The organism is Syntrophales bacterium (assembly GCA_035363115.1).
GTDB lineage: Bacteria > Desulfobacterota > Syntrophia > Syntrophales > PHBD01 > PHBD01.
In genome coordinates this window covers 1-25783 of the sequence record DAOSEM010000003.1, presented here as the reverse complement: position 1 = coordinate 25783, position 25783 = coordinate 1, and the positions used below count along the sequence as shown (strand labels likewise).

General features: G+C 61.7%; 26 protein-coding genes. 17 read left to right on the top strand and 9 right to left on the bottom strand.

Translation table 11 applies throughout. From position 1 onward, the window contains the following. Positions 1 to 2 precede the first annotated feature (2 nt). From tolB to PLO63_07995, 7 genes are all read right to left on the bottom strand, one after another. On the bottom strand, positions 3 to 1325 hold the full coding sequence (tolB, locus tag PLO63_08025) for a Tol-Pal system beta propeller repeat protein TolB (protein HOI74078.1): 1323 nt from the start codon (positions 1323 to 1325) through the stop codon (positions 3 to 5). A gap of 3 nt (positions 1326 to 1328) precedes the next feature. Next, on the bottom strand, positions 1329 to 2063 hold the full coding sequence (locus tag PLO63_08020; protein ID HOI74077.1) for an energy transducer TonB: 735 nt from the start codon (positions 2061 to 2063) through the stop codon (positions 1329 to 1331). Further along, complete coding sequence (locus tag PLO63_08015; protein ID HOI74076.1) at positions 2060 to 2482, bottom strand: biopolymer transporter ExbD; 423 nt, start codon at positions 2480 to 2482, stop codon at positions 2060 to 2062. Before PLO63_08015 ends, PLO63_08020 begins: the two co-directional genes overlap by 4 nt. A 7-nt stretch (positions 2483 to 2489) precedes the next feature. Beyond that, the gene (tolQ, locus tag PLO63_08010) at positions 2490 to 3218 is read right to left on the bottom strand and encodes a protein TolQ (protein ID HOI74075.1); all 729 of its coding nucleotides are present in this window, start codon (positions 3216 to 3218) and stop codon (positions 2490 to 2492) included. Between the two features lie 92 nt (positions 3219 to 3310). Beyond that, positions 3311 to 4240, bottom strand: coding sequence for an EF-P lysine aminoacylase EpmA (epmA, locus tag PLO63_08005; protein ID HOI74074.1), 930 nt, complete (start codon positions 4238 to 4240; stop codon positions 3311 to 3313). 6 nt (positions 4241 to 4246) lie between these two features. Then, entirely contained in the window at positions 4247 to 4810 is a 564-nt protein-coding gene (efp, locus tag PLO63_08000) for an elongation factor P (protein ID HOI74073.1), read from the bottom strand. 104 nt (positions 4811 to 4914) lie between these two features. Next, a complete protein-coding gene (locus tag PLO63_07995; protein ID HOI74072.1) occupies positions 4915 to 5964 on the bottom strand; it encodes a KamA family radical SAM protein in 1050 nt (349 codons plus the stop codon). Positions 5965 to 6086: 122 nt separating this feature from the next. Here PLO63_07995 and lysS point away from each other — a divergent pair, with 122 nt between their 5' ends. The 16 genes from lysS (at position 6087) to PLO63_07915 (ending at position 23473) form a co-directional block, all read left to right on the top strand. Then, the gene (lysS, locus tag PLO63_07990; GenBank protein HOI74071.1) at positions 6087 to 7568 is read left to right on the top strand and encodes a lysine--tRNA ligase; all 1482 of its coding nucleotides are present in this window, start codon (positions 6087 to 6089) and stop codon (positions 7566 to 7568) included. A 34-nt stretch (positions 7569 to 7602) separates the two neighbouring features. Continuing rightward, on the top strand, positions 7603 to 8880 hold the full coding sequence (locus PLO63_07985; GenBank protein HOI74070.1) for a lipoprotein-releasing ABC transporter permease subunit: 1278 nt from the start codon (positions 7603 to 7605) through the stop codon (positions 8878 to 8880). 43 nt (positions 8881 to 8923) lie between these two features. Further along, entirely contained in the window at positions 8924 to 9607 is a 684-nt protein-coding gene (locus PLO63_07980) for an ABC transporter ATP-binding protein (GenBank protein ID HOI74069.1), read from the top strand. Continuing rightward, a complete protein-coding gene (gene bamA, locus PLO63_07975; GenBank protein ID HOI74068.1) occupies positions 9588 to 12242 on the top strand; it encodes an outer membrane protein assembly factor BamA in 2655 nt (884 codons plus the stop codon). The genes PLO63_07980 and bamA overlap by 20 nt, the downstream gene beginning before the upstream one ends. Positions 12243 to 12274: 32 nt before the next feature. Continuing rightward, entirely contained in the window at positions 12275 to 12808 is a 534-nt protein-coding gene (locus PLO63_07970; GenBank protein ID HOI74067.1) for an OmpH family outer membrane protein, read from the top strand. Between the two features lie 27 nt (positions 12809 to 12835). Then, positions 12836 to 13876, top strand: coding sequence for a UDP-3-O-(3-hydroxymyristoyl)glucosamine N-acyltransferase (lpxD, locus tag PLO63_07965; protein ID HOI74066.1), 1041 nt, complete (start codon positions 12836 to 12838; stop codon positions 13874 to 13876). Continuing rightward, positions 13873 to 14646 carry an acyl-ACP--UDP-N-acetylglucosamine O-acyltransferase gene (lpxA, locus tag PLO63_07960; GenBank protein ID HOI74065.1) on the top strand — a complete coding sequence of 258 codons (774 nt, stop codon included), beginning with the start codon at positions 13873 to 13875 and terminating at the stop codon, positions 14644 to 14646. Before lpxD ends, lpxA begins: the two co-directional genes overlap by 4 nt. A gap of 158 nt (positions 14647 to 14804) precedes the next feature. After that, positions 14805 to 15965, top strand: a complete 1161-nt coding sequence (lpxB, locus tag PLO63_07955) for a lipid-A-disaccharide synthase (GenBank protein HOI74064.1) — start codon at positions 14805 to 14807, stop codon at positions 15963 to 15965. Continuing rightward, positions 15962 to 17683, top strand: coding sequence for a lipid A export permease/ATP-binding protein MsbA (msbA, locus tag PLO63_07950; GenBank protein HOI74063.1), 1722 nt, complete (start codon positions 15962 to 15964; stop codon positions 17681 to 17683). The genes lpxB and msbA overlap by 4 nt, the downstream gene beginning before the upstream one ends. A gap of 12 nt (positions 17684 to 17695) precedes the next feature. Next, entirely contained in the window at positions 17696 to 18829 is a 1134-nt protein-coding gene (lpxK, locus tag PLO63_07945; GenBank protein ID HOI74062.1) for a tetraacyldisaccharide 4'-kinase, read from the top strand. Continuing rightward, on the top strand, positions 18826 to 19713 hold the full coding sequence (locus PLO63_07940; GenBank protein HOI74061.1) for a lysophospholipid acyltransferase family protein: 888 nt from the start codon (positions 18826 to 18828) through the stop codon (positions 19711 to 19713). Before lpxK ends, PLO63_07940 begins: the two co-directional genes overlap by 4 nt. Continuing rightward, on the top strand, positions 19710 to 20810 hold the full coding sequence (waaF, locus tag PLO63_07935; protein ID HOI74060.1) for a lipopolysaccharide heptosyltransferase II: 1101 nt from the start codon (positions 19710 to 19712) through the stop codon (positions 20808 to 20810). The genes PLO63_07940 and waaF (PLO63_07935) overlap by 4 nt, the downstream gene beginning before the upstream one ends. After that, a complete protein-coding gene (locus PLO63_07930; GenBank protein ID HOI74059.1) occupies positions 20807 to 21373 on the top strand; it encodes an HAD family hydrolase in 567 nt (188 codons plus the stop codon). The genes waaF (PLO63_07935) and PLO63_07930 overlap by 4 nt, the downstream gene beginning before the upstream one ends. Next, the gene (gene waaF / locus PLO63_07925; protein HOI74058.1) at positions 21370 to 22419 is read left to right on the top strand and encodes a lipopolysaccharide heptosyltransferase II; all 1050 of its coding nucleotides are present in this window, start codon (positions 21370 to 21372) and stop codon (positions 22417 to 22419) included. The genes PLO63_07930 and waaF (PLO63_07925) overlap by 4 nt, the downstream gene beginning before the upstream one ends. Next, positions 22416 to 23306, top strand: coding sequence for an acyloxyacyl hydrolase (locus PLO63_07920; GenBank protein ID HOI74057.1), 891 nt, complete (start codon positions 22416 to 22418; stop codon positions 23304 to 23306). Before waaF (PLO63_07925) ends, PLO63_07920 begins: the two co-directional genes overlap by 4 nt. Further along, positions 23303 to 23473, top strand: coding sequence for a Trm112 family protein (locus PLO63_07915; GenBank protein ID HOI74056.1), 171 nt, complete (start codon positions 23303 to 23305; stop codon positions 23471 to 23473). Before PLO63_07920 ends, PLO63_07915 begins: the two co-directional genes overlap by 4 nt. A gap of 21 nt (positions 23474 to 23494) precedes the next feature. On the opposite strand, the gene PLO63_07910 is transcribed toward PLO63_07915, so the two are convergent. After that, positions 23495 to 23677 carry a hypothetical protein gene (locus PLO63_07910; protein ID HOI74055.1) on the bottom strand — a complete coding sequence of 61 codons (183 nt, stop codon included), beginning with the start codon at positions 23675 to 23677 and terminating at the stop codon, positions 23495 to 23497. 237 nt (positions 23678 to 23914) lie between these two features. Continuing rightward, positions 23915 to 24583 (bottom strand): adenine nucleotide alpha hydrolase, encoded by a 669-nt coding sequence (locus PLO63_07905; protein HOI74054.1) that lies wholly within the window; start codon positions 24581 to 24583, stop codon positions 23915 to 23917. Between the two features lie 296 nt (positions 24584 to 24879). On the opposite strand from PLO63_07905, the gene PLO63_07900 reads away from it, so the two are divergent. Further along, positions 24880 to 25716, top strand: coding sequence for an alpha/beta fold hydrolase (locus PLO63_07900; GenBank protein HOI74053.1), 837 nt, complete (start codon positions 24880 to 24882; stop codon positions 25714 to 25716). Positions 25717 to 25783 lie beyond the last annotated feature (67 nt).

The following is a 25783-nucleotide window of genomic DNA, read 5'->3' as shown; positions in this document are numbered from 1 at the left end:
GGTCACTTCAGCCGCGGCGACCAGGACGGCGAGGCCCCCCCCCCGTCCTGGAGTGTCCGGACATTTGTCCCGTTGACATTCATCACCAGGATTCTCCCTCCTCCCGAGCGGGAGCTGAAGACGATGTAGCGGCCGTCGGGCGACCAGGAGGGCGATTCGTTGTCGCCCCGGTCGAAGGTGAGCTGCAGGAGGTTGGACCCGTCCTCGTCGATGGTGAAGATCTGGAACCGGCCGCCGGCCATACCCTCGAAGGCGATGCGCTTTCCTTTGGGGGACCAGGACGGGGATGTGTTGTACCTTCCCTCGTAGGTGAGCCGGCGGACGTTGCTGCCGTCGGCATTCATCAGGTAGATCTGGGGGGAGCCGGCCCGGTTGGATACAAAGGCAATCCGCCCGCCGTCGGGAGACCAGGCGGGGGAGATGTCGATGGACGAACTGAAGGTGATCCGGCGGGACATATAGGTGGCCGTGTCGAGGATGTAAATCTCCTCGTTTCCGTCTTTGCTCAGGGTAACCAGCAGCCGGCGGCTGTCGGGGGACCAGGAGCCGGACAGGTTGATCCCCCGGTAGTCGAGAATCTTCCTGATTCTGCGGGTCACCACGTCAAGGATGTAAAGGTCCGGGTTGCTTTCCTTGTAAGACGTGAAGGCCAGCTTGCTGCCGTCGGGAGACCATCGCGGGGAATGGATGATGCTCTGATGGCTCGTCAGACGCTGCCGCTCGGTACCGTCGAAAAGGACCGAGTAGAGATCCGCCTTCCCCTTCGACTTCATGACGAAGGCGATTCTCGTATCGAACACACCCCCTTCCCCGGTGAGGGCGACCAGAATATCCGACGCGAGAAGCCTGAGCAGCACCTCGGGCTTGTCCTTGTTTCCCGTGTAGCCCTTGGCCACGATGACCTGCCCTTTTACGACATCAAAAAGACGGGCCTCGATGTCGAGGTCCGCTCCTGTGACCTTGAAGGACCCCTTGACCAGGAACTCGGTGCCGATGGCAGACCAGTCGTCATACCGGAATGTACCGGGGAGAAGACCCGCCTTCCGGGGATCCTCCAGAAAGGCCTTCCGGGAGATAACGTTGAAGAAACCCGTCACATCCAGGTAACGCCCCAGCCGGTCCGCCAGATCCTGCGACAATCGGTCCGATCCGGGACCGGCCGTCCCGGGCCTGAAATCGGCCACGGCGATCGGGTACTTATGGAAAGCGGGGGAATCGATGTCCAGGTAGACCAGCGCCTGGACCGGAGCGGGAGCAAGGAGCAGGAGGAAGAGTAGGAACGCCGATATCGTAATTTTTGCGCGGGGATGGACCGGTTCGTTCATGGGTCACCTTTTCAGCTCGGACGAATGAAATCGGATCCCGATCTCGACTACCCGGTCGGGAATCCACTCCGGCAGGGGGGGGAACGGGGATGCCTTTTGCACCGCCTTCATGGTTGAATCATCGAAATACCGGTTTCCGGAGCGCTTTTCAAAGTCCAGTTCGGCAATCTCCCCGCTGCGGAGAATGCGGACCAGGACCACCGCCTCCAGGGCCTTCCCTTTCGTCAGATCGGCCGGGAGCGCCCACTGGCTGCGGATCCGGTTCCAGAGAACGGCATAGTAGATCCCCATGCGGTTGTTCAGGTCGGCCTCGGACATCTGCCCGGAAGTTGAGAAGCGGGTCGACATGGCCGGGCGGGACGCCTCCGCACGCTCCGATTGCTCGACTTTTTTGCGAAGCTCTTCGATCCTGCGGTCCAGGGCCGCCTTCTGCTTCGCCGGCTCTGTCTTCTTCCTGGGAAGGATGACCGGTTCCTTCTGCAGGATTTTCGGTTGGGCGGGCGGAACCGTGCGCAGGACCTCCCGGGTGAGATCGGGCCCGGAGGACTTGGGCGTGATGTCCGCCATGCTGACCAGGGAAACGGAGTGGACCGGGCCGAAGGTGAGCCGCGTGGGGGAAGACAGGGGACCGAGGGCAATCATGAGAACAAAGACGAGAGAGTGCAGGAATCCGGACAGGAGGATCATGCGGTTCAGGCTGCTCCCCCCATGCTGCCGGAAGAGCCCTGTGGCTGTCATCGCTCCTCCTCCGGGGGTTCCGTGATCATGCCGAGTTTGTCGACGCCGCCCTTTCGCACCGCCGCCATGACCTGGACCACGAATCCATAGGGCACCGTCTTGTCCGCCCTCAGATAGAGGTCCCGGTCGATCCGGTTGGCAAAGATGGCCTCGAGCTTGTCACTGAGCTCCGGCAGGGGCACCCGGGTCCGGTTGATCACGATCTCCTGGTTGCTCCGGATGGTCAGGACGAGTTTTTCCTCCGTCACATCGACGCTCTTCGCCTTCACCTGGGGAAGGTTCACATCAATGCCCATCTGGAGCATCGGGGCCGTCACCATGAAGATGATGAGAAGCACCAGGACTACGTCCACCAGCGGCGTCACGTTGATCTCCGCCATGGGCTTGTGGTCCGATGCGGTCCTGCGGAAACGGTTCATCACGGATTCAGGATCTCCCGGAATGACGGTCCACCAGGTTCAGGAACTCCGAGGCGAAGTGCTCCATGTCCTGGGTCATGCCTCGAACGCGGTTCACGTAATAATTGTAGAAAATGACCGCCGGGATGGCCGCCGCCAGACCGGCCGCCGTAGCGATGAGGGCCTCCGAGATGCCCGGTGCGACGACGGCGAGTGTCGCCGATCCGCGGGCTCCGATTCCCTTGAAAGTGTCCATGATCCCCCAGACGGTGCCGAACAGTCCGATGAAGGGGCTGGCACTCCCGGTCGTGGCCAGGAATCCGATGGCACTCTCCAGCTTTGCGCCCTCCATGCCCAGGGCCTGCCCCAGGGCACGCTCCACGTGATCGACCCCGCGCCGTTCGATCGATACGGGAGAGGCTTCGGAACCCGACGAATCGGAACCCATCTTGCCAACCCGGCCCAACTCCTCGTATCCCGACAGAAAGACCCCCGCCAGGGTGGAATCGGTGTGCTTCTTCGCCAGGGGGTAAACCTCCGAGAGGCGGCGGCTGTTGCTGTAACTCTCCAGAAAAGCCTCATTATCCCTTTTAACTTTTCTGAACTGGCGGTACTTCATGAAAATGATGGCCCACGAAACAACGGAGAACAAAAGGAGAAGGACGAGGACAAATTGCACCATCAGTCCCGCGCCCAGGATCATTCCGAGAAGGGTACCATGAAATGTGCTTCCCGCGGCGGCGGCGGCAGGGGACATTGCTCACTCCTGAGAGGGTATTTGAAACTGGATGGACCGTAATGGAATTTCGCCCCCTTGTCAAGGGCAGTAGTCTCGGAAATCCATGTGGTTCAAAGGATTTCCGGAGGGAAGGCCACGACCTCGTCGATGGTCGCGGCATCACAGAAAACCATGGCCAGCCGGTCGACCCCGAGGGCGATTCCCGACGCCTCGGGCATCCTTTCCAGCGCCCGGAGAAACCGCTCCGGCTGGGGGGGAGCGGTTCCGACCCGGCGCTCCACCTCCGCCCGGGCCTCGTCGAAACGGCGCCGCTGCTCCACGGGATCCGTCAGCTCGGCAAATCCGTTGGCCAGTTCCATCCCCGCCATGTAGAGCTCAAAACGCTCCGCCACGGACGGATCGTCCCGGTCCGCTCTCGCCAGGGATGCATGCGCCATCGGGTAAGAGTGGAGAAACAGGGGGGTTTCACGGCCCAGGAGAGGCTCCACCTCGAAGGCCAGAACCTCTTCGAAGCGCTCCTGCCGGAGGGCCTCTTCGGGAGAAATCGAGGCATGAGCGGCAAAGGCATCCCGGACGGAAAGCCTCGGCCAGGGAGCCGAAAGCCTGAATGGTTTCCCCCGGCAGGAAAGAACGTCGCCCATCCCGAGGTCCTCCGCCACGGAGCGGACAAGGGCCTCGCACTCGTCCATCAGCTCCCGGGAATCGATGCCCCGCCGGTACCACTCCAGCATGGTGAATTCGGGCAGATGGCGGTCCCCCCTCTCGCCAGCGCGAAAGCATCGGCAGATCTGGAAGATCCGGGGATACCCGGCGGCCAGGAGCCGCTTCATGCAAAGTTCGGGAGAGGGGTGAAGGAACCAGTCCCCGCTCGGGACGGGTTCGATGTGGGTCTCCGGCGCGGGGGCCGGGATCCGGGCGGGAGTTTCCACTTCCAGATAGTCCCGTTCCAGAAAGAAACGGCGGAGAGCCTCGATCATCCGCGCCCGGATATCAAGGGCCCTCCGCCGTCCGGCCAGGAGCCAGGATTCTTCTTGCTCCACGGGAGATCAGTCTTTCACCCGGGTGAGGTACTCCCCCGAGCGCGTGTCGATGCGGATCTTTTCCCCTTCCTCGATGAAGGAGGGGACCAGGACCACGTAACCCGTCTCGACGGTGACGGGCTTCGCGTTTCCCGACACCGTGTCGCCCTTGATCCAGGGGTCCGCCTTGGTCACCACCAGGTCCACCGAGTTGGGCAGCGTCACCCCCAGGGGCCGGTCCTCGAAGAAAAGGACTTCCGCCTCCACGTTTTCCAGGAGGAAGTTCTTCGCCTCACCCACCTGGTCCTCCGTGACGAATACCTGCTCGAAGGTGGTCGTGTCCATGAAGCAGTACTTGCCCTCCTCCATGTAGAGGTACTGCATCGTCTTTACCTGGAGATCCGCCGGATCGAACATGTCCACCGACCGGAACGTCCGCTCGAACTGGCTTCCGGTGATCATGTTCTTGAGTTTGCACCGGTAGAGAGCCTGTCCCTTCCCGGGCTTCACGAAATTAAATTCAGTGATGACATAGGGATCGCCGTCGATCTTGATCCGGAGCCCCTTCCGCAGGTCGCTGGCCGTATACATTGCTGTCTCTCCTTGTGGAAATCCAAGGGGTTATTCACCGCTCGGGATTGGGATTCATAATGCATTTGACAGACCTTGTCAAAAGAAAACAAACCCTTGGGGGATTACGGCTCCGGGCGGAGGCCGGCCGTCGGCCGATGGAGGAGAACCTTGCCCCCCTCGCCGGGGAGGTCCTGCACGTATCGGGGCAGGCAGAGACCCGACAGGTCCCTCCAGAGCCGGTCCATGATCTCCATGCCTGCCGCCGTGGAGGTCCGGAAGTGGCCCGTTCCCTTCACTGCATCGCAGTGGAAGAGGTAATAGGGGCGAACGGAGATGCGCTGGAGACCCTCGAAAAGATCCCGGAGGACCTCGCAGCGGTCGTTGACTCCCTTGAGGAGAACCGACTGGCTGGAGACGGGGATGCCGCAGGTGAGGATCCTGTCGCATGCGGCTGCCGATTCTTCTGTGATTTCAAGTGGGTGGTTGAACTGGGTATTGAGCCAGAGAGGGCGGTGGCGCTGGAGGATCCGGCAGAGGTCCCCGGTGATCCGCATGGGCAGGACGACGGGCACACGACTGCCCAGGCGAAGGACCTCCACGTGCGGGATCGCCCGCAGCGAGCCCAGGAGCCAGTCCAGCTCTCCATCGTCACTGGTCAGGGGATCTCCTCCCGAGAGGATGACCTCCCGGATCGCCGGAGTCCGGGCGATCCACTCCAGAGCACGGCGCAGGCGGGACAACCGGCTCCCGGATGCAGGGCGGCCCCAGAGCCGCTTTCGGTTGCAGTGGCGGCAGTGCAGGGCGCAGCGCTCCGCCGCCAGGAGGAGGCAGCGGTTCCCGTAGCGGCGGATGAGCCCCGGCACGGGCATGTGTTTTTCCTCGTCCAGGGGATCCGGATCTTCCCCGGACCGGTCTTCCAGTTCCCGGGGGTCCGGAAAGGCCTGCCGGGCCAGGGGATCCCCGGCGTCGCCGAGACGCAGGAGAGACATATAATAAGGAGGGATCCGGCAGGGATAAAGTCGCAGCAGACGTTCCCATGCAGGTCCCGCCACGGTCTCCCTGCCCAGGATCCGGGCCAGCCCGTCCCGTTGAAGGGCCGACCGGGCCAGCTGCCAGCGCCAGTCCGACCAGTCCGAGACAGGAACATCCTCCCGGAATAATGCTGATTCCAAAGGTTTACTCCCCGTCGCCGGAGGTCGGGAACAGGGCGCCCCGGCGGGTGAATTTGCTTGACGAATCGGAAAAATCCATATAGTCCAACACCCCTCTATACGTCAACTGATCACGGGAACCCATGGAAGAAAGCGAACTTCTGAAGATACGACGGGAGAAGGTGGCCGAACTGGCCGCCCGGGGAATCGATCCGTACCCCAACGGGATCCGGGTGGGCGACACCGCCGCGGCGCTTACCGAACGATTCGGAGCCCTGGACAAGGATGCCTTTCAGGGAATCGAGGAAACATTCAGCCTGGGGGGCCGGATCATGGCCATCCGGGACTTCGGCAAGGGTGCCTTCGTGTCCCTCCAGGACCGGACCGGCAGGATCCAGGGGTTCATCCGCCGGGACGCCGTCGGGCCCGAGGCCTTCGACCTCTTCAAGTCGCTCGACGTCGGCGATATCGTCTCTCTCTCCGGCAGGATCATGAAGAGCCGGACGGGAGAACTGACCATCGAGGCGAGGGAGCTGCGGCTCCTTGCCAAGGCCGTGCGGCCCCTTCCGGAGAAATGGCACGGCCTGACGGACATCGAGACCCGCTACCGGCAGCGCCACCTGGACCTGATTGCCAATCCGGAATCGCGCGAGGTTTTCATCAAGAGGAGCCGGATCATCCGCCTGGTCCGCCGCTTCATGGACGACCACGATTTCCTGGAGGTAGAAACGCCCATGATGCAGCCCCGGGCCGGAGGAGCCGCCGCCCGCCCCTTCAAGACCTTCCACAACGCCCTGGGAATGGACCTGTTTCTCCGCATCGCCCCGGAGCTCTATCTCAAGCGGCTGGTTACGGGGGGACTGGAACGGGTTTACGAAATCAACCGGAACTTCCGCAACGAAGGCGTTTCCACCTTCCACAATCCCGAGTTCACCATGATGGAATTCTACCAGGCCTACGCCACCTTCGAAGACCTGATGGACTTCACGGAGGAGCTGTTTGTCTTCATCGCCGGGAACCTCTTCGGCGGAACCCGCTTCCCGTATCAGGGAACGGACGTGGACATGACCCCTCCCTGGCGCCGGGTGCGCGTCCGGGACGCCGTCATGGAGAGCCTCGGCGTGGATCGGGAAACCCTGGAGGATCCCTCCCGGATTGCTTCCTTCGCCCGGTCGCTTGGAATCGAGATCAAAGACGGCGATCCCGCCGGCAAGATTCTCATGGCCGTCTTCGAGGAAAAGGTGGAGGCAGGCCTGGTTCAGCCGACTTTCGTGACCCATTACCCCGTGGAGGTCTCTCCTTTGTCCCGCCGGAACAACGACGAGCCGTCGCTGGTGGACCGGTTTGAGCTGTACATCTGCGGGAAGGAGATCGCCAATGCCTTCTCCGAGCTCAACGATCCCGCCGACCAGCGGGAGCGGTTTCTCCAGCAGTTGCGGGAGCGGGAGGCCGGCGACGAAGAGGCCCACGAAATGGACGAAGACTATGTCCGGGTCCTGGAATACGGCATGCCCCCGACGGCGGGGGAGGGAATCGGGATCGACCGGCTCGTCATGCTCTTCACGGATTCGGCCTCCATCCGGGACGTGATCCTGTATCCCCAGATGCGCCAGAAAGACGCCTGATCCGTCGGGCACCCTTCTCTCCGGACCATCCATCATGCCATACGAATCGTATATCAGCCTCCGTTACCTAAGGGCCAAGCGCAAGCAGGTTTTTGTCTCGGTCATTACGCTGATTTCCATCACCGGGATCTTCCTGGGGGTGGCGGCCCTCATCGTGGTCCTGGCGGTCATGAACGGCTTCGAGACGGACCTGCGCAACAAGATCCTGGGCATCAATTCCCACGCCGTCATCATGCAGTATACAGGCCCGATGCAGAATTACCGGACCGTCCAGGAGGCCGTCAATTCCACTCCCGGCGTGGTGGCCTCGACGCCCTTCATCTACAGCCAGGCCATGCTGAAGAACGGGGACGGCATAAGCGGCGTGGTCCTCCGGGGGCTCTCCCCGGAAGACGCCTTCCGCGTCATCAGCCTCGGGAAGATGAAGGAGGGAAGCGTCGAGGCCCTCCTCCCGGACCGCCGGAATGCGGCCGCGATTCCCAGGGACCGGGCGGACCTGCCCGGCATCCTCGTCGGCAAGGAGCTGGCCAAGCACCTGGGGCTCTATCTCTACGAAACCGTCAGCGTCATCTCGCCCATGGGCACATCCACCCCCATGGGGATGGTCCCGCGGATGAAACGGTTCCTCGTGGTGGGCATTTTCGAATCCGGTTTTTACGAATACGACTCCACCCTGGCCTATCTCTCCCTCAAGGACTGCCAGGCCTTTCTGGGGATGGATGACCGCGTTACGGGGGTCGAGGTCAAGGTGAAGGACATTTACCGAGCGGCGGAGATCGCCAAGAACATCGAGAAAAAACTCGGTTTTCCATACTGGGCACGCAACTGGATGGAAATGAACAAGAACCTCTTCGCGGCGCTCCGGCTGGAGAAGAAGGTGATGTTCATCATCCTGAGCCTGATCGTTCTCGTGGCGACCTTCAACATCATCACGACGCTCATCATGGTCGTCATGGAAAAGAATAAGGATATCGCCATCCTGAAATCGATGGGGGCCACCTCACGGAGCATCATGAAGATCTTCATCCTCCAGGGGGTGACCATCGGCTTCATCGGCACGATTCTGGGGTGCGCCGGAGGGCTTCTCCTGGCATGGAACATCGAACCCGTGTCCTCCTTCATCGAGCGCTTATTCGGATTCAAGATACTGCCCGGCGAAGTCTACTATCTCAGCGAGCTTCCGTCCCGGGTCAATTATTCGGATGTGGGTATTATCGTAGTCGGGACGCTCCTGATCTCGTTCCTGTCCACCCTGTACCCCTCGTGGCGGGCATCCCGGCTGGATCCGGCAGAGGCCCTCCGTTACGACTGAGACGCGGGCGGACGTCCGCACATAGAAAACGGCTGCAATCTCCATGATCGAAGTCAGGAACCTGGAAAAGACATTCATCAAAAACGGGCAGAGGATCGAGGTCCTCAAGGAGATGGATCTGGTCATCCCCGGAGGGGAGTCCCTGGCCATCCTGGGGGTCTCCGGGGCGGGGAAGAGCACCCTGATGCACATCCTGGGAACCCTCGACCATCCGACGGCGGGCAAGGTCCTCTTCGACGGGGCGGACGTCTTCTCCTGGAACGAAAAGGAACTGGCGTCCTTCCGCAACCGGAGGATCGGCTTCGTGTTCCAGTTCCACAACCTGCTGCCGGAGTTCACAAGCCTCGAAAACACGATGATGCCTGCCCTCATCTCCGGCCTATCCCAAAAGGAGGCCCGGAAGCGGGCTGAATCAATCTTGATGGATGTGGGACTTGGTGATAGGATGGCGCACAAGCCGGGAGAGCTTTCGGGCGGCGAACAGCAGCGGGTGGCCGTGGCCCGAGCGGTCATCATGGAACCGGAGGTCATCCTGGCTGACGAACCCACCGGAAACCTCGACACGGAAACGGGACGGAAGGTCGAGGATCTGCTGATGAATCTGAATCGTCAACGAAACATAACCCTGGTCGTGGTGACCCATAACCGGTCCCTGGCGAAACGGATGTCCCGAAGCGTTGGCCTGAAGGACGGAAAGGTGCTCCAGCATGACGAAAACTCGATCTGACTTCGTCCGATGCATTCTCGGATTCTTCATCGCTGTCTCCCTCTTTTGCAATCCGCACCCTGTCGCCGCGCAGGAAACCAAAACCATCGCGCTGCTTCCCTTTGAGGTCTTCAGCGGAACACAGCGGGACCTCCTCCAGGAATCCATCTTCAGCGCCCTGTACGCCGATCTGGCCAGAACCAGGGGCATCCGGCCCGTGGACAGGGATACGATTCTCAAACGGGTGGCAGGCATGCCGCTGAACGAGGAAACGGCCCTGGCGGCCGCAAAAGATACGGGGGCACTGTACGCCATCCTGGGCAGCGTGTCCGAGTTCGGCGAGCTCATCAGCGTGGATGCGAAAATCATCGATGTGCAGAAAGGGCAGGCCTTTCCGGGTGTTTTCGCCCAGGGGCGGGGATTGGAGGGTATTCCCGCCATGGTCTCCCGGCTCAGGGGAGATCTCCTGCTCCGGATTGGAGAAGTACAGCGGATCGCCCGGGTAGACTTCAAGGGCAACCAGAAAATCGAAAGCAGCGCCATCGCCCAGGTCATGAAAAGCGCCAAGGGCAACGTCTACTCCGAGGCCGATCTGTCCGGAGACATCAAGGCGATTTACGGGATGGGGTATTTCGATGACGTGAAGGTCGAGGTCTCCTCGACTCCGGAAGGAACGGTCATCACGTTCCACATTGTGGAAAAGGCACTCATTTCGCAGATCCAGTTCACGGGGAACAAGGCCATCGATAAAGATGAACTCCTCTCGAACATGAGCGTAAAGACGAGGCAGGTCCTCAACGCGGAAAAGCTGGCCGCCGATATCGCCAAGATCAAAACCCTCTATGAGGGGAAAGGCTACTACAACGCCGAGATCACGTATAAAGTTGAAAAAGCGGGAGAAAAAGACACCCGCATTGTTGTGACCGTCCAGGAAAACAAGAAGATCTACGTGGAGAAGATTTCCTTCGAGGGGAACCGGACCTTCACGGACAAAGAACTCAAGAAACAGATGAAGACTACCGAGTGGGGCATCCTCCACGTCTTTACCGATTCGGGTCTTCTCAAGAAGGACGAACTCCGGCAGGACGTCGCCCGGATCAGTGCCTTCTACCTGAACAGCGGATTCATCCAGGCCCAGGTGGCGGACCCGGTTATCACCCATGACGCCAAGGGCATCTACATCAAGATCCCCATCAACGAGGGAAAGCGCTTTCGCGTGGGAACCGTCGCAATCGCGGGCGACCCCCTCGACGTCACCCGCCAGAAGCTGATGGATAGGCTGGAGATCAAAAAGAAAGAGTTCTACGACCGATCGGCCATCATCAGGGATATCGACACGCTGACCAAGGCCGCCAACGACGAGGGGTTCGCCTATGCTGACGTGCAACCCCAGACGGACATCCGGGAGAAAGATCTGTCCGTGGACGTGACCTACAGGATCCACAAGGGGATCCTGGTCTACTTCAACCGCATCACCTTCACGGGAAACACGAAGACCCGGGACAAGGTCATGCGCCGGCTCCTGTCCATCGTCGAGGGGGACCTCTACAACAGCACGAACCTGAAGAACAGCTATACCGCCCTGGAGCGGACCCGCTACTTCGAGGAAATCAATTTCCAGACAGAAAAAGGGCCCGCGGAGAATCTGACGGACGTCCGCATCCACGTGAAGGAGAAGGCAACGGGAATGTTCAGCATCGGAGCCGGCTACAGCGGCCAGGACCACCTGGCTTTCGTGGCGGAGATCTCCCAGCAGAACTTCCTCGGCCGGGGACAGACCCTGAAGTTAAAAACCAGCTTTTCCAGCACCAAGACCTGGTTCGAGCTGCAGTTCATCGAGCCCTGGCTCTTCGACCTGCCCCTCTTCAGCAACTGGAACGCCTGGCATTCTGAGAAGGAGTGGGATTACTACAACGTGAATTCAACGGGCGGGGGATTCACCCTGGGATATCCCCTCTGGGAATTCTTCAGCGGCAGTTTCGGCTTCACGTATTCGATCGATACCATAAAGGATATCAACGTGTACGCGCCCCAGTACATCCAGGCTTACGCGGGAGAATACCGGACAGGCATCGTCAGTGTCGGCCTCAACCGGGACACGTCGGATGACAACTTTTTCCCGACCCGGGGTTCCCGCAACGGTGTTTCCGTCGGCTACGCAAGCAAACTCCTGGGAGGAACGACAAGTTACGTCAAGGCCGTGGTACAGTCGCAGTGGTTTTTCGGCCTTCCCCTGGACACGGTCTTCAGCGTCCGGGGACGGGCCGGTTACCTGGCTCCGAGCGAAGGGGAGAGCATTCCCCTGTTCGAGCGGTTCACCCTGGGCGGGATGAACTCCCTGAGAGGTCTCAAGGACGTGGGACCAAAGGATGCGACGGGCTATTACGTCATCGGGGGAACAACGTTCCTCTGTTTCAATGTCGAGTACCTTTTCCCTCTCGTGAAGGAAGCCGGCATCAAGGGGGTCGTCTTCTACGACACCGGCAACGCCTGGGATACGTATTCCTTCGGGAGCGACTTCCGGCATACGACGGGAGCGGGAATCCGCTGGTATTCGCCGCTGGGTCCCCTGCGCCTTGAGTGGGGCTATGTGCTTGACGCCAAGGAAGGCGAATCCGCGTCGCGATGGGAGTTTGCCATCGGCATGTTCATGTAGCGAATAAAAAAGCTGAAAGAGAGGTATCACGAATGAAGAAAGCGGTGTTTGGTGTCATTGCGGGATTGCTTCTGCTGGCTCTGTCGTCCGGGGCGGCCTGGTCTGCGGAAAAGGTCGGCTTTGTCAACATCCAGGAGGCCATGCTGACCTCCAATGCGGGCAAACAGATGGGCGACGAGATGCGCAGGCTCATCGCCAAGGACAAGGCCGTCATCGAAGAAAAAGAAAAGGAGCTCAAGAAGCTTCGGGAGGATCTGGAAAAGCAGCGGACCGTCCTGACGGAATCGGCCCTGCGGGAGAAGGAGATGACCCTGCAGAAGAAATACCGGGACTACCAGGTCGTTGCCAAGGATTTCGAGGATGATCTCCGGGCCAAGGAACAGGATATCTTTAAAAAGCTGTTCCCGGAAGTCCTCAAGATCGTCCGGTCCATCGCCGAAAAAGAAAAATATACAATGGTTCTGGATCCATACGTTCTCCAGCTCCCGTACTTCAACGCGAAGGAAGACATCACGAAGCGCGTCGTGGAAGAGTTCAACAGGACCTTCAAGGACAAGAAGAAGTAAGGGAACCGGCGTCGACCGGAACACAGCGTGAATTGGACCGTTCAGGAGATCGCCGCCCGATTGGGCGGCGTTGTTCACGGGGATGCGGATGCCCTGATCGCGGGCGTGCGGGGTATCGAAGAAGCCGGAGACGGCGACCTGGCATTCATCGCCAACCGCAGGTACCGATCTCGACTGAAAACCACCCGGGCGACCGCCGTTCTTGTTGCACCGGGAACGGAAGAACCCGGCCGGACCCTGATCGTGGTCGCCGACCCCTACGTCGCCTTCGGCCAGGCGCTTGCCCTTTTCCATCCACGGGAACCGGAACGACCGGGCATCCACGAGCGGGCATTCGTCGACCGGGACGCCAGGGTTTCCCCGCAGTCCAGCATCCATGCCGGGGCAACGGTAAGCCGCGGTGCCGAGATCGCGGCGGGAGCCGTGCTCTACCCGGGGGCATATGTAGGTGTCGACGCGTCGATCGGCGAGGAATCGGTTCTGCACCCCAATGTGACGGTGTATGATCGGTGCCGGATCGGGAAGCGGGTCATCCTTCACGCGGGCGTCGTCGTGGGGGGCGACGGATTCGGCTTTGCGCGGCCCGGCTGGGAAAACATAAAGATTCCCCAGGTCGGAATCGTCCAGATCGACGACGATGTCGAAATCGGCGCCAATACGACCATCGACCGGGGAACCATGGGCCGCACCTGGATCCGGAAAGGCGCCAAGATCGACAACCTGGTCCAGATCGCCCACAACGTGGTCATCGGAGAATATGCCATCGTCGTCTCCCAGGCGGGCGTTTCCGGCAGCACAACCGTGGGCCGGGGCGTCATGATCGGCGGGCAGGCCGGCCTGGTGGGACACATCCAGGTCGGAGACCACGCCATGGTGGCTGCCCGCGCCGGGATTCACAAGAACGTCCCCGCCGCGACCATTGTGGCCGGAGCACCCCATATGCCCCACCGTGAATGGCTGCGGCTGGAGGCGACGATCCCGAAACTCCCGGCCATGAGGCAGCAGCTTCTCGACCTGGCCAAAAGGCTGGAAGCACTGGAAAAGAAACTGGAAGGACGGAATTCATGAGCATTCATCCCACGGCCGTGATCGCCCCCGACGCCCGGATTGCCGAGGATGTCGAAATCGGCCCCTACACCATCGTCGGACCCAGCGTCACCATCGGACGGAACACGGTCATCGGCCCCCATGTCGTGATCGAGAGCCACACGGATATCGGGGAGGGCAACCGGATCTTCCAGTTCGCCTCCATCGGCGGGATTCCCCAGGACCTGAAATACAGGGGGGAAGAGACCCGGGTGGTCATAGGAAATCACAACATCATCAAGGAATTCGTGACCATCAACCGCTCCACCGTGTCCGACATCGGCGTCACCATCATGGGGGATCGCAACCTGATCATGGCGTACTGCCACATCGCCCACAACTGCAAGCTGGGCAATCACGTCATCATGGCCAATGCGACGAACCTGGCGGGACATATTCATGTGGAGGACTGGGCCATCATCGGCGGGATGTCGGGGGTCCACCAGTTCATTCGCATCGGCGCCCACGCCTTCGTCGGAGGAGCCTCCGCCGTAGCCCAGGACGTGCCGCCGTTCATCACCGTCTCGGGCAACCGGGCCCGTCCCTATGGGCTGAACCTGGTGGGCCTCAAACGGCGGGGCTTTTCCGAGCCGTCGATCAAGGCACTTCGGGAATCCTATCGGCTGGTTTACCGATCCTCCCTGCGGCTGGTCGAAGCCATCGAGCGGATCCGGGCGGAGGTGGAGGACCTTCCGGAGGTGCGCCAGTTTGTTTCCTTTCTGGAAAACTCCCAGCGGGGCATCTGCAGATAGATTGCCGAACGGGAAGGAACATCGTTTCTCACTCGAAGGTGAGACGGACCTTCACGGGGATGGAAGCGCTCGACGCGGGCAGATGGATCCAATTCAGAGAGGCTTTCCTTCCGATCCGTTCCCCGGCAACCGCTGAAACCGGAGAGACGGCAGCGCCGATGGAACACTCCTCGAAAATTCTGATCCTGACGGGCGAGGCATCGGGAGATCTCTACGGAGCCCAGCTCGCCTCGGCCATGAGGGAGATCGATCCCACCCTCGCCTTTTACGGAGTGGGGGGCATGCATATGCAGGCGTCGTCGGTCACTCTCCTGGCCGACGTCTCCGAGCTGGGAGTGGTCGGGCTCACGGAGGTTCTCGGAAAACTCGGCCGGATCAGGACCCTGTTCTCCCGCCTTAGCCGGTTTCTCGAGACGGACCGTCCCGCCCTGGTGATCCTCATCGACTACCCGGGATTCAATCTTCGCTTCGCCCGGGTAGCGAAAAAAGCCGGAATCCCCGTCCTTTACTACATCAGCCCGAAGATCTGGGCCTGGGGAGCCGGCAGAATCCGGTCGATCCGGGAAACGGTAAGCAGAATGGCCGTCATCTTTCCTTTTGAAATGCCGCTGTACGAAAAGGCCGGGATCGATGCGGCCTATGTCGGGCATCCGCTCCTCGACACGGTCAGGGCGGATGGGTCCGTTTCGGAGATCCGGCGGCGGCTGGGACTGGCCCCGGAACGGAGAACCATTGCCCTGCTGCCGGGAAGCCGGCAGGGAGAAATCGACCGCCTGCTGGATCCCATGCTCCGGGCGGCGGATATTCTCAGGATGAAGCTGCCGGACCTGCAGTTCGTACTCCCCCTGGCGGACACGCTCCCGGAAGAGCTCCTCCGGAGCCTTACGGAAGCAAGCGCCGTCCCCGTTCACCTGATCCGCCGGGACACCTATGGAGTCATCGCCGCCTCCGACGCAGCCATTGTCGCCTCCGGCACGGCAACCCTGGAGACGGCGCTGTTGGGCATTCCCATGGTGATCGTATACAAAGTTTCCCCGCTGACCTACCCGTTCGCCCGCCTGGTCATCCGGATCGACCACATCGGGCTGCCCAACATCGTCGCCGGGCGGACAATCGTCCCCGAACTGATTCAGGGCGCGGCATCGCCCGAGCGGATTGCGGAGGAGGTCCTGCCTCTTCTGACGGACCATCGCCGGCGGGAAACGATGACGGACGCCTTCCGCGAGGTCCGGGAAAAACTCGGAACCGGAGGCGCCGCCAGGAATACAGCCCTCATCGCCTGTACCATGGCCCGGGGGGAAAAAGGAGCCCCATCGTGATCGTCTTCAAGCGTCTCTTCCGCCTTGCCAAACCTCACACGGCCAAGCTGATCCTGGCCATGTTCTTCATGCTCATCGTGGGAGGACTGACGTCCGTCCTGGCCTTCCTGGTCAAACCCGCCCTGGACGACATCTTCGTCGAGCGGAACGCCCGGATGCTCCAGTGGATCCCCCTGGCCGTCATCGGGATCTACCTGGTGAAGGGAGCGTGCACCTATGCCCAGGCGATCATCATGAACTGGATCGGACAGCGGATCGTCACGGATCTCCGGAACCGGCTATACAAACAGATTCAGCAGCAATCGCTGTCGTTTTTCACGAAGAACCCCACGGGCGTCCTGATGTCGCGGATCACCTTCGACGTCAACTACATCCAGGGGGCCGTGTCGGAGGCCATCACGAGCCTCCTGAAGGACAGCTTCACCATCCTCTGCCTCGTCTTCGTCGTCTTCTGGAGGGACTGGAAGCTGGCCATCATCGCCATGGTCGTCTTCCCCCTGACGGTCTATCCGATCTCCCGGTTCGGCCGGAAGATCCGCAGCGCCGTGACGGGAGCCCAGATCACCATGGGAAGCCTCACGAGCCTCCTCCAGGAAACCATCACGGGGGCGCGGATCGTGAAGGCCTTCTCCATGGAGGACTACGAAAACAAGCGGTTCGAAAAGGAAAGCGAAAACCTGTTGAAGCTGTTCATGAAGGCCGTTACCGTCAACGCCCTCTCCAGCCCCCTGATGGAGTTCCTGGGCGGCATCGGCATCGCCATCATCGTCTTTTACGGCGGCTGGCAGGTGATTCACGGCTCTTCCACACCGGGGACCTTCTTTTCCTTTCTGACCGCCCTGATCATGCTTTACGAGCCCATCAAGCGCCTCACAGCAACGAACAACCAGATCCAGCAGGGCATCTCCGCCGCCGAGCGGGTCTTCGCCATCATCGACGCCGTCCCGGAGATCCGCAACGCCCCCGATGCAACGGAACTTCCAAGGATCACGCAAGGAATCGACATCCAGAATGTGACATTCCGGTATGAAGAGGACCCGGTTCTCCGGAACATCGATCTCTCGATCCGGGCCGGCGAGGCCATCGCCCTGGTGGGCATGAGCGGCGGGGGGAAAACCACCCTCGTCAACCTGATCCCCCGCTTCTATGACGTCACGGAGGGAAGAATTCTCATCGACGGGCACGACATCCGGGAAGCGACCATCGACTCCCTGCGGGGGCAGATCGGCATCGTCACCCAGCAGACGATCCTCTTCAATGACACAGTCCGCAACAACATCGCCTACGGAAACCAGCAGGCCTCGCAGGAGGACATCGTCCGGGCCGCCCGGGCTGCCAATGCCCACGACTTCATCATGCGGCTCCCCGAGGGGTACGACACCCTGATCGGTGAACAGGGGATGAAGCTCTCCGGCGGAGAGCGCCAGCGGATCTCCATCGCACGGGCGATCCTGAAGGACGCCCCCATCCTGATCCTCGACGAGGCGACCTCGTCCCTCGACACCGAGGCGGAAATCGAGGTTCAGGAGGCCCTCGAGAACCTGATGAAGGGCAGGACGACGCTGGTCATCGCTCACCGGCTGTCGACGATCCGAAACGCCGACCGCATCATCGTCCTCGTCAACGGTGAGATCGTCGAAGAAGGAAACCACGAAACCCTCCTGGAGAAGCAGGGCGAATACCGGCGGCTCTACAACATGCAATTCCGGGAAGGCTGACGATTCCGCGAGATGCAGACCGAACCGACCAGGAACCTTCACGATCGGATCCAGTCCCTCTGGTATGGGGAAGACGCCTCTCCGAGCCTCCTTATGGGTCCGGTCCTGGGTGTCGCCTCCGGGGGATACGGATTCGGGATACGGATTCGGAACGCCCTGTATGACCGGGGAATCCTGGGGATACGCCATTTGCCCGTTCCGGTGGTCAGCGTGGGGAACCTGACCGTCGGCGGAACCGGGAAGACCCCCCTGGTGATTCACCTGGCGGAGTTCCTGAAAGAGCATGGAAGCAAACCGGCGATCCTGAGCCGCGGATACGGAGGCCGGCCCAGGGGACCTGTCGAGATCGTCTCCGACGGAAGGCATGTGCTCTCCGAGCCGGCCGTCTGCGGCGACGAGCCGTTCATGATGGCCCGCCGGCTCCGCGGTGTGCCGGTATTGACGGGGCCGGAGCGGTACCGGACGGGGCGCGAGGCCGTGGACCGCTTCGGGGCGGATGTCCTGCTTCTCGATGACGGTTTCCAGCACCGGCGCCTCCATCGGGACGTGGACATTCTCGTCGTCCATGCCCGCAGACCCTTCGGGAACGGCCACCTGCTGCCCCGGGGACCCCTGCGCGAGCCCCTGGAATCCCTGCGGCGGGCACGCTGGATGATCCGGACGGGCCCCGCGACGGACGACGATGGAGAAGAAAATCCACAGGCCTTTCCCGGTTGCGGGCGGCCGACCCTCCGGGCCCTGCACCGGCCGTCCCGCCTGGTGCGCGCCGCAGGCGGGGAGACACTGCCGCTCGATTCCCTGTCGGGAAAAACATTCTCGGCCTTTGCCGGGATCGGCTCCCCGCAGGCCTTCCGGCATACGCTGGAGACGCTGGGGTGCAAAGTGGCGCCGTTCCTGGCCTATCCGGACCACCACCGGTTCAGCCGGGAAGATCTGGAGGAGATCCGCCGGTCCGCCGCCATGGCAGATGGAATCGTCACGACCGAAAAAGACGCCGCCCGGCTGGCCGGAATGGAAGACTCTCTTCCCGGGCTCCTGGTACTCGAAGTGGACCTGCATATGGAGCCGGACGACGGCATTCTCGGCCGGGACATCCTGGAGATCCTGGAATCGCGGCGTTGCATGAAAGAACAGGAACGGACATGAGCGCGGAATCCCGGGCGGATAACCTGTTGCACTTTTTCCAGCAGATCCCGCTGGGGATCCGGAAGGCCTTCTTCGTCCGGCTGGCCCTCCTCGCCTATGCAGCCGACTCCCGGCATCGCCTGATCGCCCTGCACAATCTCCGCATGGCCTTCCCGGAAAAACCGGATGACGAACTGGGCCGGATTGCCCGGGGAGTCTATCGCAACATGGGGATCGTGGCGGCGGAATTCTTCGACCTTCCGAAGATCGGCCGTGAAAACCTGGCGGATTGGGTGGAACTGGAGGGAGTGGAACATGCCTTCCGGGCTCTCGAAAAGAACAGGGGGCTTCTTCTCTTCGGCGCCCACTTCGGGAACTGGGAGCTGGAGGCCGTCACCGCCGCTCTGGTCATCAAGCCCATGATGGTGATCTACCGGCTCATGGACAGCCCGACCCTGGAAATCCTGGTGTCGAAGGTCCGCTCCTGCACGGGCAACATCCTCCAGGACAAGGACCGGGCCATGCGGCCCATGTTGCGGATCCTGAAGCAGAACGGCATCATCGGTCTTCTCCTGGACCAGAACGTGGCCTGGCAGGAAGGAGTCTTCGTCGACTTTTTCGGCCGCACCGCCTGTACGTCCGACGGCCTTGCCCTGCTGGCCCTCCACACGGAGGCTCCCGTCCTTCCGGGATACATGGCCCGCCTCGAAAACGGGAAATACCGGTTCGTTCTCGGCGAAGAGGTCCCCCTGGCCCGGACGGGAAACCGAAAGGAGGACGTGCTCGAAAACACCCAGCGCTTCACGAGCATCATCGAAGACACGGTCCGGAAGTACCCGGACCAGTGGTTCTGGGTCCACCAGCGCTGGAAGACGAAACCCTGGCAGGCGCCGAGGCGGACATGACAGACCAGACCGTTTTCCAGTCTCCGCTTCCGGTCGTTCACCGCCGGCCTTTTCCGGCCCGGGAGATCCGGCGCCTCCTGGTTCGCGGGACCAACTGGATCGGCGACGCCATCCTCACCCTCCCGGCCATGGCGGCCATCCGTGCAGGCATGCCGGAAGCGCACATCACCGTCCTGGCGAAACCCTGGGTGGGAGAGGTCTACCGGATCTGCCCCCATGCCGATGAGGTTCTCACCTTCCGGGAACCGGGGATCCACGCCGGGGTGTCCGGTCGGTTGCGCCTCGCCCGGGACCTGAGCGGCATGGCATTTGACGGGGCCATCCTCCTGCAGAATGCCATCGAAGCGGCCATCGTGACCCTGCTGGCTGGAATTCCCGTGCGGGCCGGTTACAACACGGACGCCCGGGGGCTGCTCCTGACTTCTTCCGTGCGGCGGTCCCGGGAGATCCTCCGGGTGCACCAGAGCCGGTACTACCTGGAAATGGTCCGGGCCCTGGGCCTTCCGCCACCGGACCCGCCGCCTCCCCTCCTGGTGCCGCCTGCGGAGTACCGGGACCTTGCGGAGAAGGTCCTCGTGGAGCGGGGGTGCGATCCCGAAGCCCCCCTGGCAGGCATCGCGCCCGGGGCGGCCTATGGGCCGGCCAAGCGCTGGTTTCCGGATCGCTTCGCCGCCGTGGCCGATCGTCTGGCGGCGGAATTCGGAGCACGGGTCCTCGTCTTCGGCAGTTCCGGGGACCGGGAGAGCGCCGGGGCGGTCCAGGCGGCCGCGAAGGCGCGGTTTGTCAACCTCGCGGGGGGTACCTCCCTCCGGGAGGCCCTGGCCCTCATTTCCCGATGCCGCGTCTTCGTCTCCAACGACTCGGGCCTGATGCATGTGGCCGCGGCCATGGGCGTCCCGACGGTCGCCGTCTTCGGCTCCACGAACCCCGTGACGACGGGCCCCATGGGCCCCCGGTTCTCCATTGTCCGCAAGCCCATGGACTGCAGCCCCTGCCTGAAGGAGACCTGCCCGCAGGATTTCCGCTGCATGGAGGCCATCTCCGCCGAAGACGTCTGGAACGAGGCACGATCGCTTTTCGAGGGAGGCCGGCGATGAGGGGACAGCGGGCGGTCTTTCTCGACCGGGACGGAACGATCAACGAAGAGGTGGGGTACCTGGACCGCATCGAGAAACTCCGGATCCTTCCCGGAGCAGCCGAGGCAATCGGAATGCTCAACCGGGCGGGGATGAAGGTCGTCGTCGTGACAAACCAGTCGGGCATCGCCCGGGGATTCTTCGACGAGGCCTTCGTGGAGGAAACCCACCGGCATCTTCTGGATCTTCTTCGCGGACAGAGAGCCCTTATCGACGCCTTTTACTTCTGTCCGCACCACCCGACGGAGGGCCTGGGGGCCTACCGCATGGACTGTGCCTGCCGGAAACCCAGGCCGGGACTGCTTCTTCGGGCCGCTGCCGAGATGGGAATCGCCCTGGAGGACTCCTTCATGGTCGGGGACATGCCCAAGGACGTGGAAGCGGGAACCCGGGCGGGCGCAAGGGGAATCCTGGTCCGGACGGGTTATGGGCGGGACGTGACGGCACCGCCGGAAGCGGCCTACATAGGAGAGGATCTGATGGATGCCGCCCGCTGGATCCTCGGCGAGGTCGGCCGGCCATGAACATCCTTCTGGTCAAGCTCAGCTCCATCGGAGACGTGGTCCACACGCTTCCCTCGCTTGCGGCCCTGAGAAAGCGGTACCCCGAGGCCCACATCACCTGGGTTGTGGAGGAAGAATCTCTTGACATCATTCAGGGAAATCCCCAGATAGACAGGATCCTCGTCTCGGGAAGAAAGCGCTGGGCCCGCCGTCTCGGGAGCGTCCGCAACGTCGGCGAAACCCTCGGGGAAATCCACCGGTTCCTTCGGGACCTGAGGGACCGGCCCTATGATGTGATCATCGATTTCATGGGGCTCTTCAAGAGCGCCATCCTCGTGTTCGCGAGCCGCGGGAAGCGAAAGCTCGGCTACGACAGCATGCAGGAGATGAGCGGCCTGTTCTACAGTGAAAAAATCCCTGAGGACATGGGCAAGCACGCCGTGGACCGCTACCTGGACTTCGCCCGGCACCTGGGAGCGGATACGGCGGAACCGGAATTTTTTCTGGATATCCCGGTGGACAGCGCGAACCGGGCCGACGCTCTGCTGAAGGAAAGCGGCGTGGATCCGGAACGCCCGTTTGTAGTCCTGAGCCCGATGTCCTACGCCGGAGAGACCCGGTTGTGGGAGGATGACCGGTTTGCAGATCTGGGGGATCGAGTCCGGGTGGAGCTGGACCGGCCGGTGGTGATCACGGGGCACGAAACCGGGGGACGGATCGGCCGCATTGCGGCAGCGATGGAAACAAGGGCACTGAACCTGGAGAACAGGACAACCCTGAAGGAACTGGCTCACCTGTATCGCCGGGCCGCCGTCGTGGTGACGCCCGATTCGGGTCCCATGCACATTGCCGCGGCGGTGGGGACGCCCGTGGTGGCCCTCTTCGGAGCCTCCGAACCGGCCCGGACGGGGCCCTATGGGAGGATCCACACGGTGATCCGGTCGGAGCTGCCCTGCAGTCCCTGCTTCCAGAAGACCTGCAACACCCGCCGCTGCATGAAGGAGATCTCCGTGGACATGGTCCTGGAAGCCGTCCGGAAATATGCCGGCCCGGGGGAAGTTCGATGAGAACAAGGCGATGCCGGCATGCCCGGTTCCAATACCTCCTGGCCATCCTGTTGCTGATGGGCATCGTCTGCGGAGCGGACGGCGCATCCGCCGACCCGTCCGGCCGGGAGACCGGCGGGATCTCCTCCTCCGTTCCGGCGGCAACGGGACGGATCCGGATCGAGGGGGTGCGCGTCCGCCCCGGCCAGTGGGTCAGTGTCGGAGAAACGGGGTTTCACCCGGATCAGACGCTCGTTCCGGGCAGCCCTCCCGCGAAATCGAAGCCGGCGGCCCCGGAAACGGAACCACAACGGAATGCGGAACCATCGTCGGGCATGATAACGCCTCCGCTTCCGGAAACCAGCCTGAATCGCATCGATTATCCCGTCCGGCTTTCCGAGGCGGGCATGCTGGGAGGATTCGGTTTCGGGAAGATTCCGGAGGGAAGCTACGAGCCGATCCTCATGGCGGCCCACTTCGGCCTCGACATCAACCGTTTCCTCGGCATCCCCGGAACACACCGGGGGCGGTTCACGGTTTTCGCCGAGCCGCGCTTTACACCGGTCCACGAGCCCGCCGGGGATTACGAGCTGGGACTGGGTATCGGGATCCAATACGTCTATCCCCTCCTGAGAAACCTGTTTTTCTACGCGGCGGTTTCCAGCGGCCCACACTTCATATCCGTTCGCACGGAGCAGCAGGCAAGGGGTTTTGTAATGGACAGCGAGGCGGGAGGCGGTTTCTATGTCCCCTTCAGCAGGAACTCGGCGCTGAACATCGGCTATCGGATCCGGCACCTTTCCAACGGGGGCACAAGGACTCCGAACACCGGCATCAACAACCATTTCCTGGTCATCGGGTACACGGTTTTCCTGGGTGCACCGGAAGAGAAAGAGAGGAATGAATGACCATCAGCAAGGAACTATTGGAAATACTGGCCTGCCCCCGATGCAAGGGGGACATCCGGCTCAACGAGACCGGAGATGGGCTGATCTGCGATGCATGCAGACTGCTTTACGAGATCCGCAACGGGATCCCCATCATGCTGATCGACGAGGCAAAGCCTCTTCCATGATGATTGTCCGCAGGCGGGAAATCAGCGGGTAAGCCGGGAAATGGCGAACAGGGCGATGAGAATCATGACGCCGATCGCCCCGCCGACCAGAACTCCCACCTGACCCATCTCGCTCAACCCCCCGTACCAGACCGCAAACCGTTCGGAGTACTGAGCAAAGAACGCATTCACAGTATCAGCATAACCTGTTATTTTCTCAAGCATAAACGCTCCCAGAACGGTTCTTTCGTCGCGGAGCCTTCCCGGAGAAGGATGCGGAAATATGTGTGGCCCCGGTAAGAAAAACGCTGGGAATCTCTTAGCACATCCATCCGCGTGAGACAAACAGGAGTCGTGCCAGGAGCCATCCGTCCCGTTCCCCCCCCGGCAGCCCCCCGCGTGTTCCATTCCTTACAGGATCCTCTTTGCGATCCCGCACCGGTTTTTTGAATCGGGATCCGCTCAGGGCCGCAGCAGTTCCAGATCCCGGAAGCGGCCATCCCGAAGGGAAATGCTACCCGGCCGGAAGGAAACGGGTTCCCGAAAAATGGGGCCATCGAAAACAAAGGTGTGGAACTCGCCGTTCTCCCCGGCAGGATCGACACCCGGCGGAAGGTCGGAGAGAAACTCACGGTCAAGGAGACGGCCGGCGAAAGATCCGTCCAGGGCATCCGTGTCCACGCAGGTAACAATGGCCCGCCAGCCATCCTCGACAAACCGTTCCGCCAGGACTTTCGTATCCTTTCCCCAGAGGGGAAACAGGGGGACCATCCCGGAGCCGGTGAGCCTTGATTCCCGGTAACGGCGAACATCTTCCAGGAAAAGGTCACCGAAGGCGATCCCGGAGAGGCCGCGCCGGCGGTATTTTTCAAGAACGGCCGCCATCGCCCGGTCATAGGAGTCGTTCCCGGCTTTCTCCTCCAGAAACACCGCTTCCAGGGGAAGTCCGATCAGCCGGGCCTGATCCTCCACCAGGAGCCGTGGAATCCCGTGCATCACCACCCGGTCCGTTTCCGCGACGAAGGTCGTCAGCAGTGCCTCTGTCCTGAACCGGCCGCCCACCGCCAGTTCCCGGAGCGCCAGCGCGCAATCCTTCCCGCCGCTCCAGGAAAGGATCACCTTGTCCGTCATCCCATTCCCTCCCTTGCGAATGACCGATTTCTATCCTCAGCGTCACTCCACCGGGATATCCCGTGTCCGGCATGCATTTCAGGTTACCATGATCATCCGTTGGCCGCAAAAGGTTCCCGGTGATTGCACTCCAAGCGGGGAAGCGAGGTTCCGGCGGCACCGGAGCATCCGGGGCATGCATCCCGTCGGCCGCAGGTACGGCTCAATCCGGGGAAGCATCCGTCGCGGATTCATTCATCACTGGGCAATGTCCAGCGCCCCATGATAGAGAAATTCCTGAACCGGGAGACATTCTGATGTTGCAGTGTTTTTCACGGAATCATCGGCTCCTGCCGGGGCTCCTCATCTTCATGGCCGCCTTGCTGCTGACGGGCTGCAGCCAGGAATCCCTGATTTTCTATCCGGAAACTCTGCCGAAAGACTTCCGGTTCTCCTTTTCAGAGCCATTTCGCGAAGTCCGACTGCAAGCCGGGGGAATCGAGCTGCACGCCCTGCATTTCAGGACTCCCGCACCCCGGGGCGTGGTCCTCTACTTTCACGGCAATGCGGGCAGCCTTCGCACCTGGGGGGAGATCGCCCCCGAATTCACCCGTCGGGGATACGACCTCGTGATACCCGACTACCGGGGTTTCGGCAAGAGCGAGGGTCGCCTCGACGGAGAACAAGATCTCCTGGAGGATACCCTCCGGATATACGACCACGTGCGAAACGAATACCCCGAACAGGCCATCGTCCTGTACGGCCGATCCATCGGCACCGGCCCGGCCGCTTGGGTGGCAACGCAGCGGAAACCGCGGACGCTCATCCTCGAGTCGCCCTATACCAGCCTGGTAGACTTGGGAGCCTATCATTACCCCTTCCTTCCCCGGCTTATGATCCGCTCCTTTCTAAAATATACGCTCCCGACAGAGAAGTGGATCCGGTCCATTTCCTGCCCGGTGTTTCTGTTTCACGGAACGGCCGACGATATCATTCCATTTCCCATGAGCGAGCGCCTGGTCGCCCTCGCCGCAGGCAGGCACATCCTGATCGCCGTTCCCGGCGGCGGGCACAACGATCTGGACCGTTACCCGCAATATCATCGGGAACTGGACCGGATATTAAAGGGGGTTTCAGCGCGGTCGGAACGGTAATAATTCTTTGCCCCGGAGACTCGAAAGCCCCGAGGGCTGGGACCCATCGGGGCTTTTTTCGAGGAAC

Bases quoted from the DNA above. Each gene is read 5' to 3' on its own strand.
- tolB (HOI74078.1), bottom strand. From the start codon at position 1,325: ATGAACGAACCGGTCCATCCCCGCGCAAAAATTACGATATCGGCGTTC.
- PLO63_08020 (HOI74077.1), bottom strand. From the start codon at position 2,063: ATGACAGCCACAGGGCTCTTCCGGCAGCATGGGGGGAGCAGCCTGAAC.
- PLO63_08015 (HOI74076.1), bottom strand. From the start codon at position 2,482: ATGAACCGTTTCCGCAGGACCGCATCGGACCACAAGCCCATGGCGGAG.
- tolQ (HOI74075.1), bottom strand. From the start codon at position 3,218: ATGTCCCCTGCCGCCGCCGCCGCGGGAAGCACATTTCATGGTACCCTT.
- efp (HOI74073.1), bottom strand. From the start codon at position 4,810: ATGTATACGGCCAGCGACCTGCGGAAGGGGCTCCGGATCAAGATCGAC.
- lysS (HOI74071.1), top strand. From the start codon at position 6,087: ATGGAAGAAAGCGAACTTCTGAAGATACGACGGGAGAAGGTGGCCGAA.
- PLO63_07985 (HOI74070.1), top strand. From the start codon at position 7,603: ATGCCATACGAATCGTATATCAGCCTCCGTTACCTAAGGGCCAAGCGC.
- PLO63_07980 (HOI74069.1), top strand. From the start codon at position 8,924: ATGATCGAAGTCAGGAACCTGGAAAAGACATTCATCAAAAACGGGCAG.
- bamA (HOI74068.1), top strand. From the start codon at position 9,588: ATGACGAAAACTCGATCTGACTTCGTCCGATGCATTCTCGGATTCTTC.
- PLO63_07970 (HOI74067.1), top strand. From the start codon at position 12,275: ATGAAGAAAGCGGTGTTTGGTGTCATTGCGGGATTGCTTCTGCTGGCT.
- lpxA (HOI74065.1), top strand. From the start codon at position 13,873: ATGAGCATTCATCCCACGGCCGTGATCGCCCCCGACGCCCGGATTGCC.
- lpxB (HOI74064.1), top strand. From the start codon at position 14,805: ATGGAACACTCCTCGAAAATTCTGATCCTGACGGGCGAGGCATCGGGA.
- lpxK (HOI74062.1), top strand. From the start codon at position 17,696: ATGCAGACCGAACCGACCAGGAACCTTCACGATCGGATCCAGTCCCTC.
- PLO63_07940 (HOI74061.1), top strand. From the start codon at position 18,826: ATGAGCGCGGAATCCCGGGCGGATAACCTGTTGCACTTTTTCCAGCAG.
- waaF (HOI74060.1), top strand. From the start codon at position 19,710: ATGACAGACCAGACCGTTTTCCAGTCTCCGCTTCCGGTCGTTCACCGC.
- PLO63_07930 (HOI74059.1), top strand. From the start codon at position 20,807: ATGAGGGGACAGCGGGCGGTCTTTCTCGACCGGGACGGAACGATCAAC.
- waaF (HOI74058.1), top strand. From the start codon at position 21,370: ATGAACATCCTTCTGGTCAAGCTCAGCTCCATCGGAGACGTGGTCCAC.
- PLO63_07920 (HOI74057.1), top strand. From the start codon at position 22,416: ATGAGAACAAGGCGATGCCGGCATGCCCGGTTCCAATACCTCCTGGCC.
- PLO63_07915 (HOI74056.1), top strand. From the start codon at position 23,303: ATGACCATCAGCAAGGAACTATTGGAAATACTGGCCTGCCCCCGATGC.
- PLO63_07910 (HOI74055.1), bottom strand. From the start codon at position 23,677: ATGCTTGAGAAAATAACAGGTTATGCTGATACTGTGAATGCGTTCTTT.
- PLO63_07905 (HOI74054.1), bottom strand. From the start codon at position 24,583: ATGACGGACAAGGTGATCCTTTCCTGGAGCGGCGGGAAGGATTGCGCG.
- PLO63_07900 (HOI74053.1), top strand. From the start codon at position 24,880: ATGTTGCAGTGTTTTTCACGGAATCATCGGCTCCTGCCGGGGCTCCTC.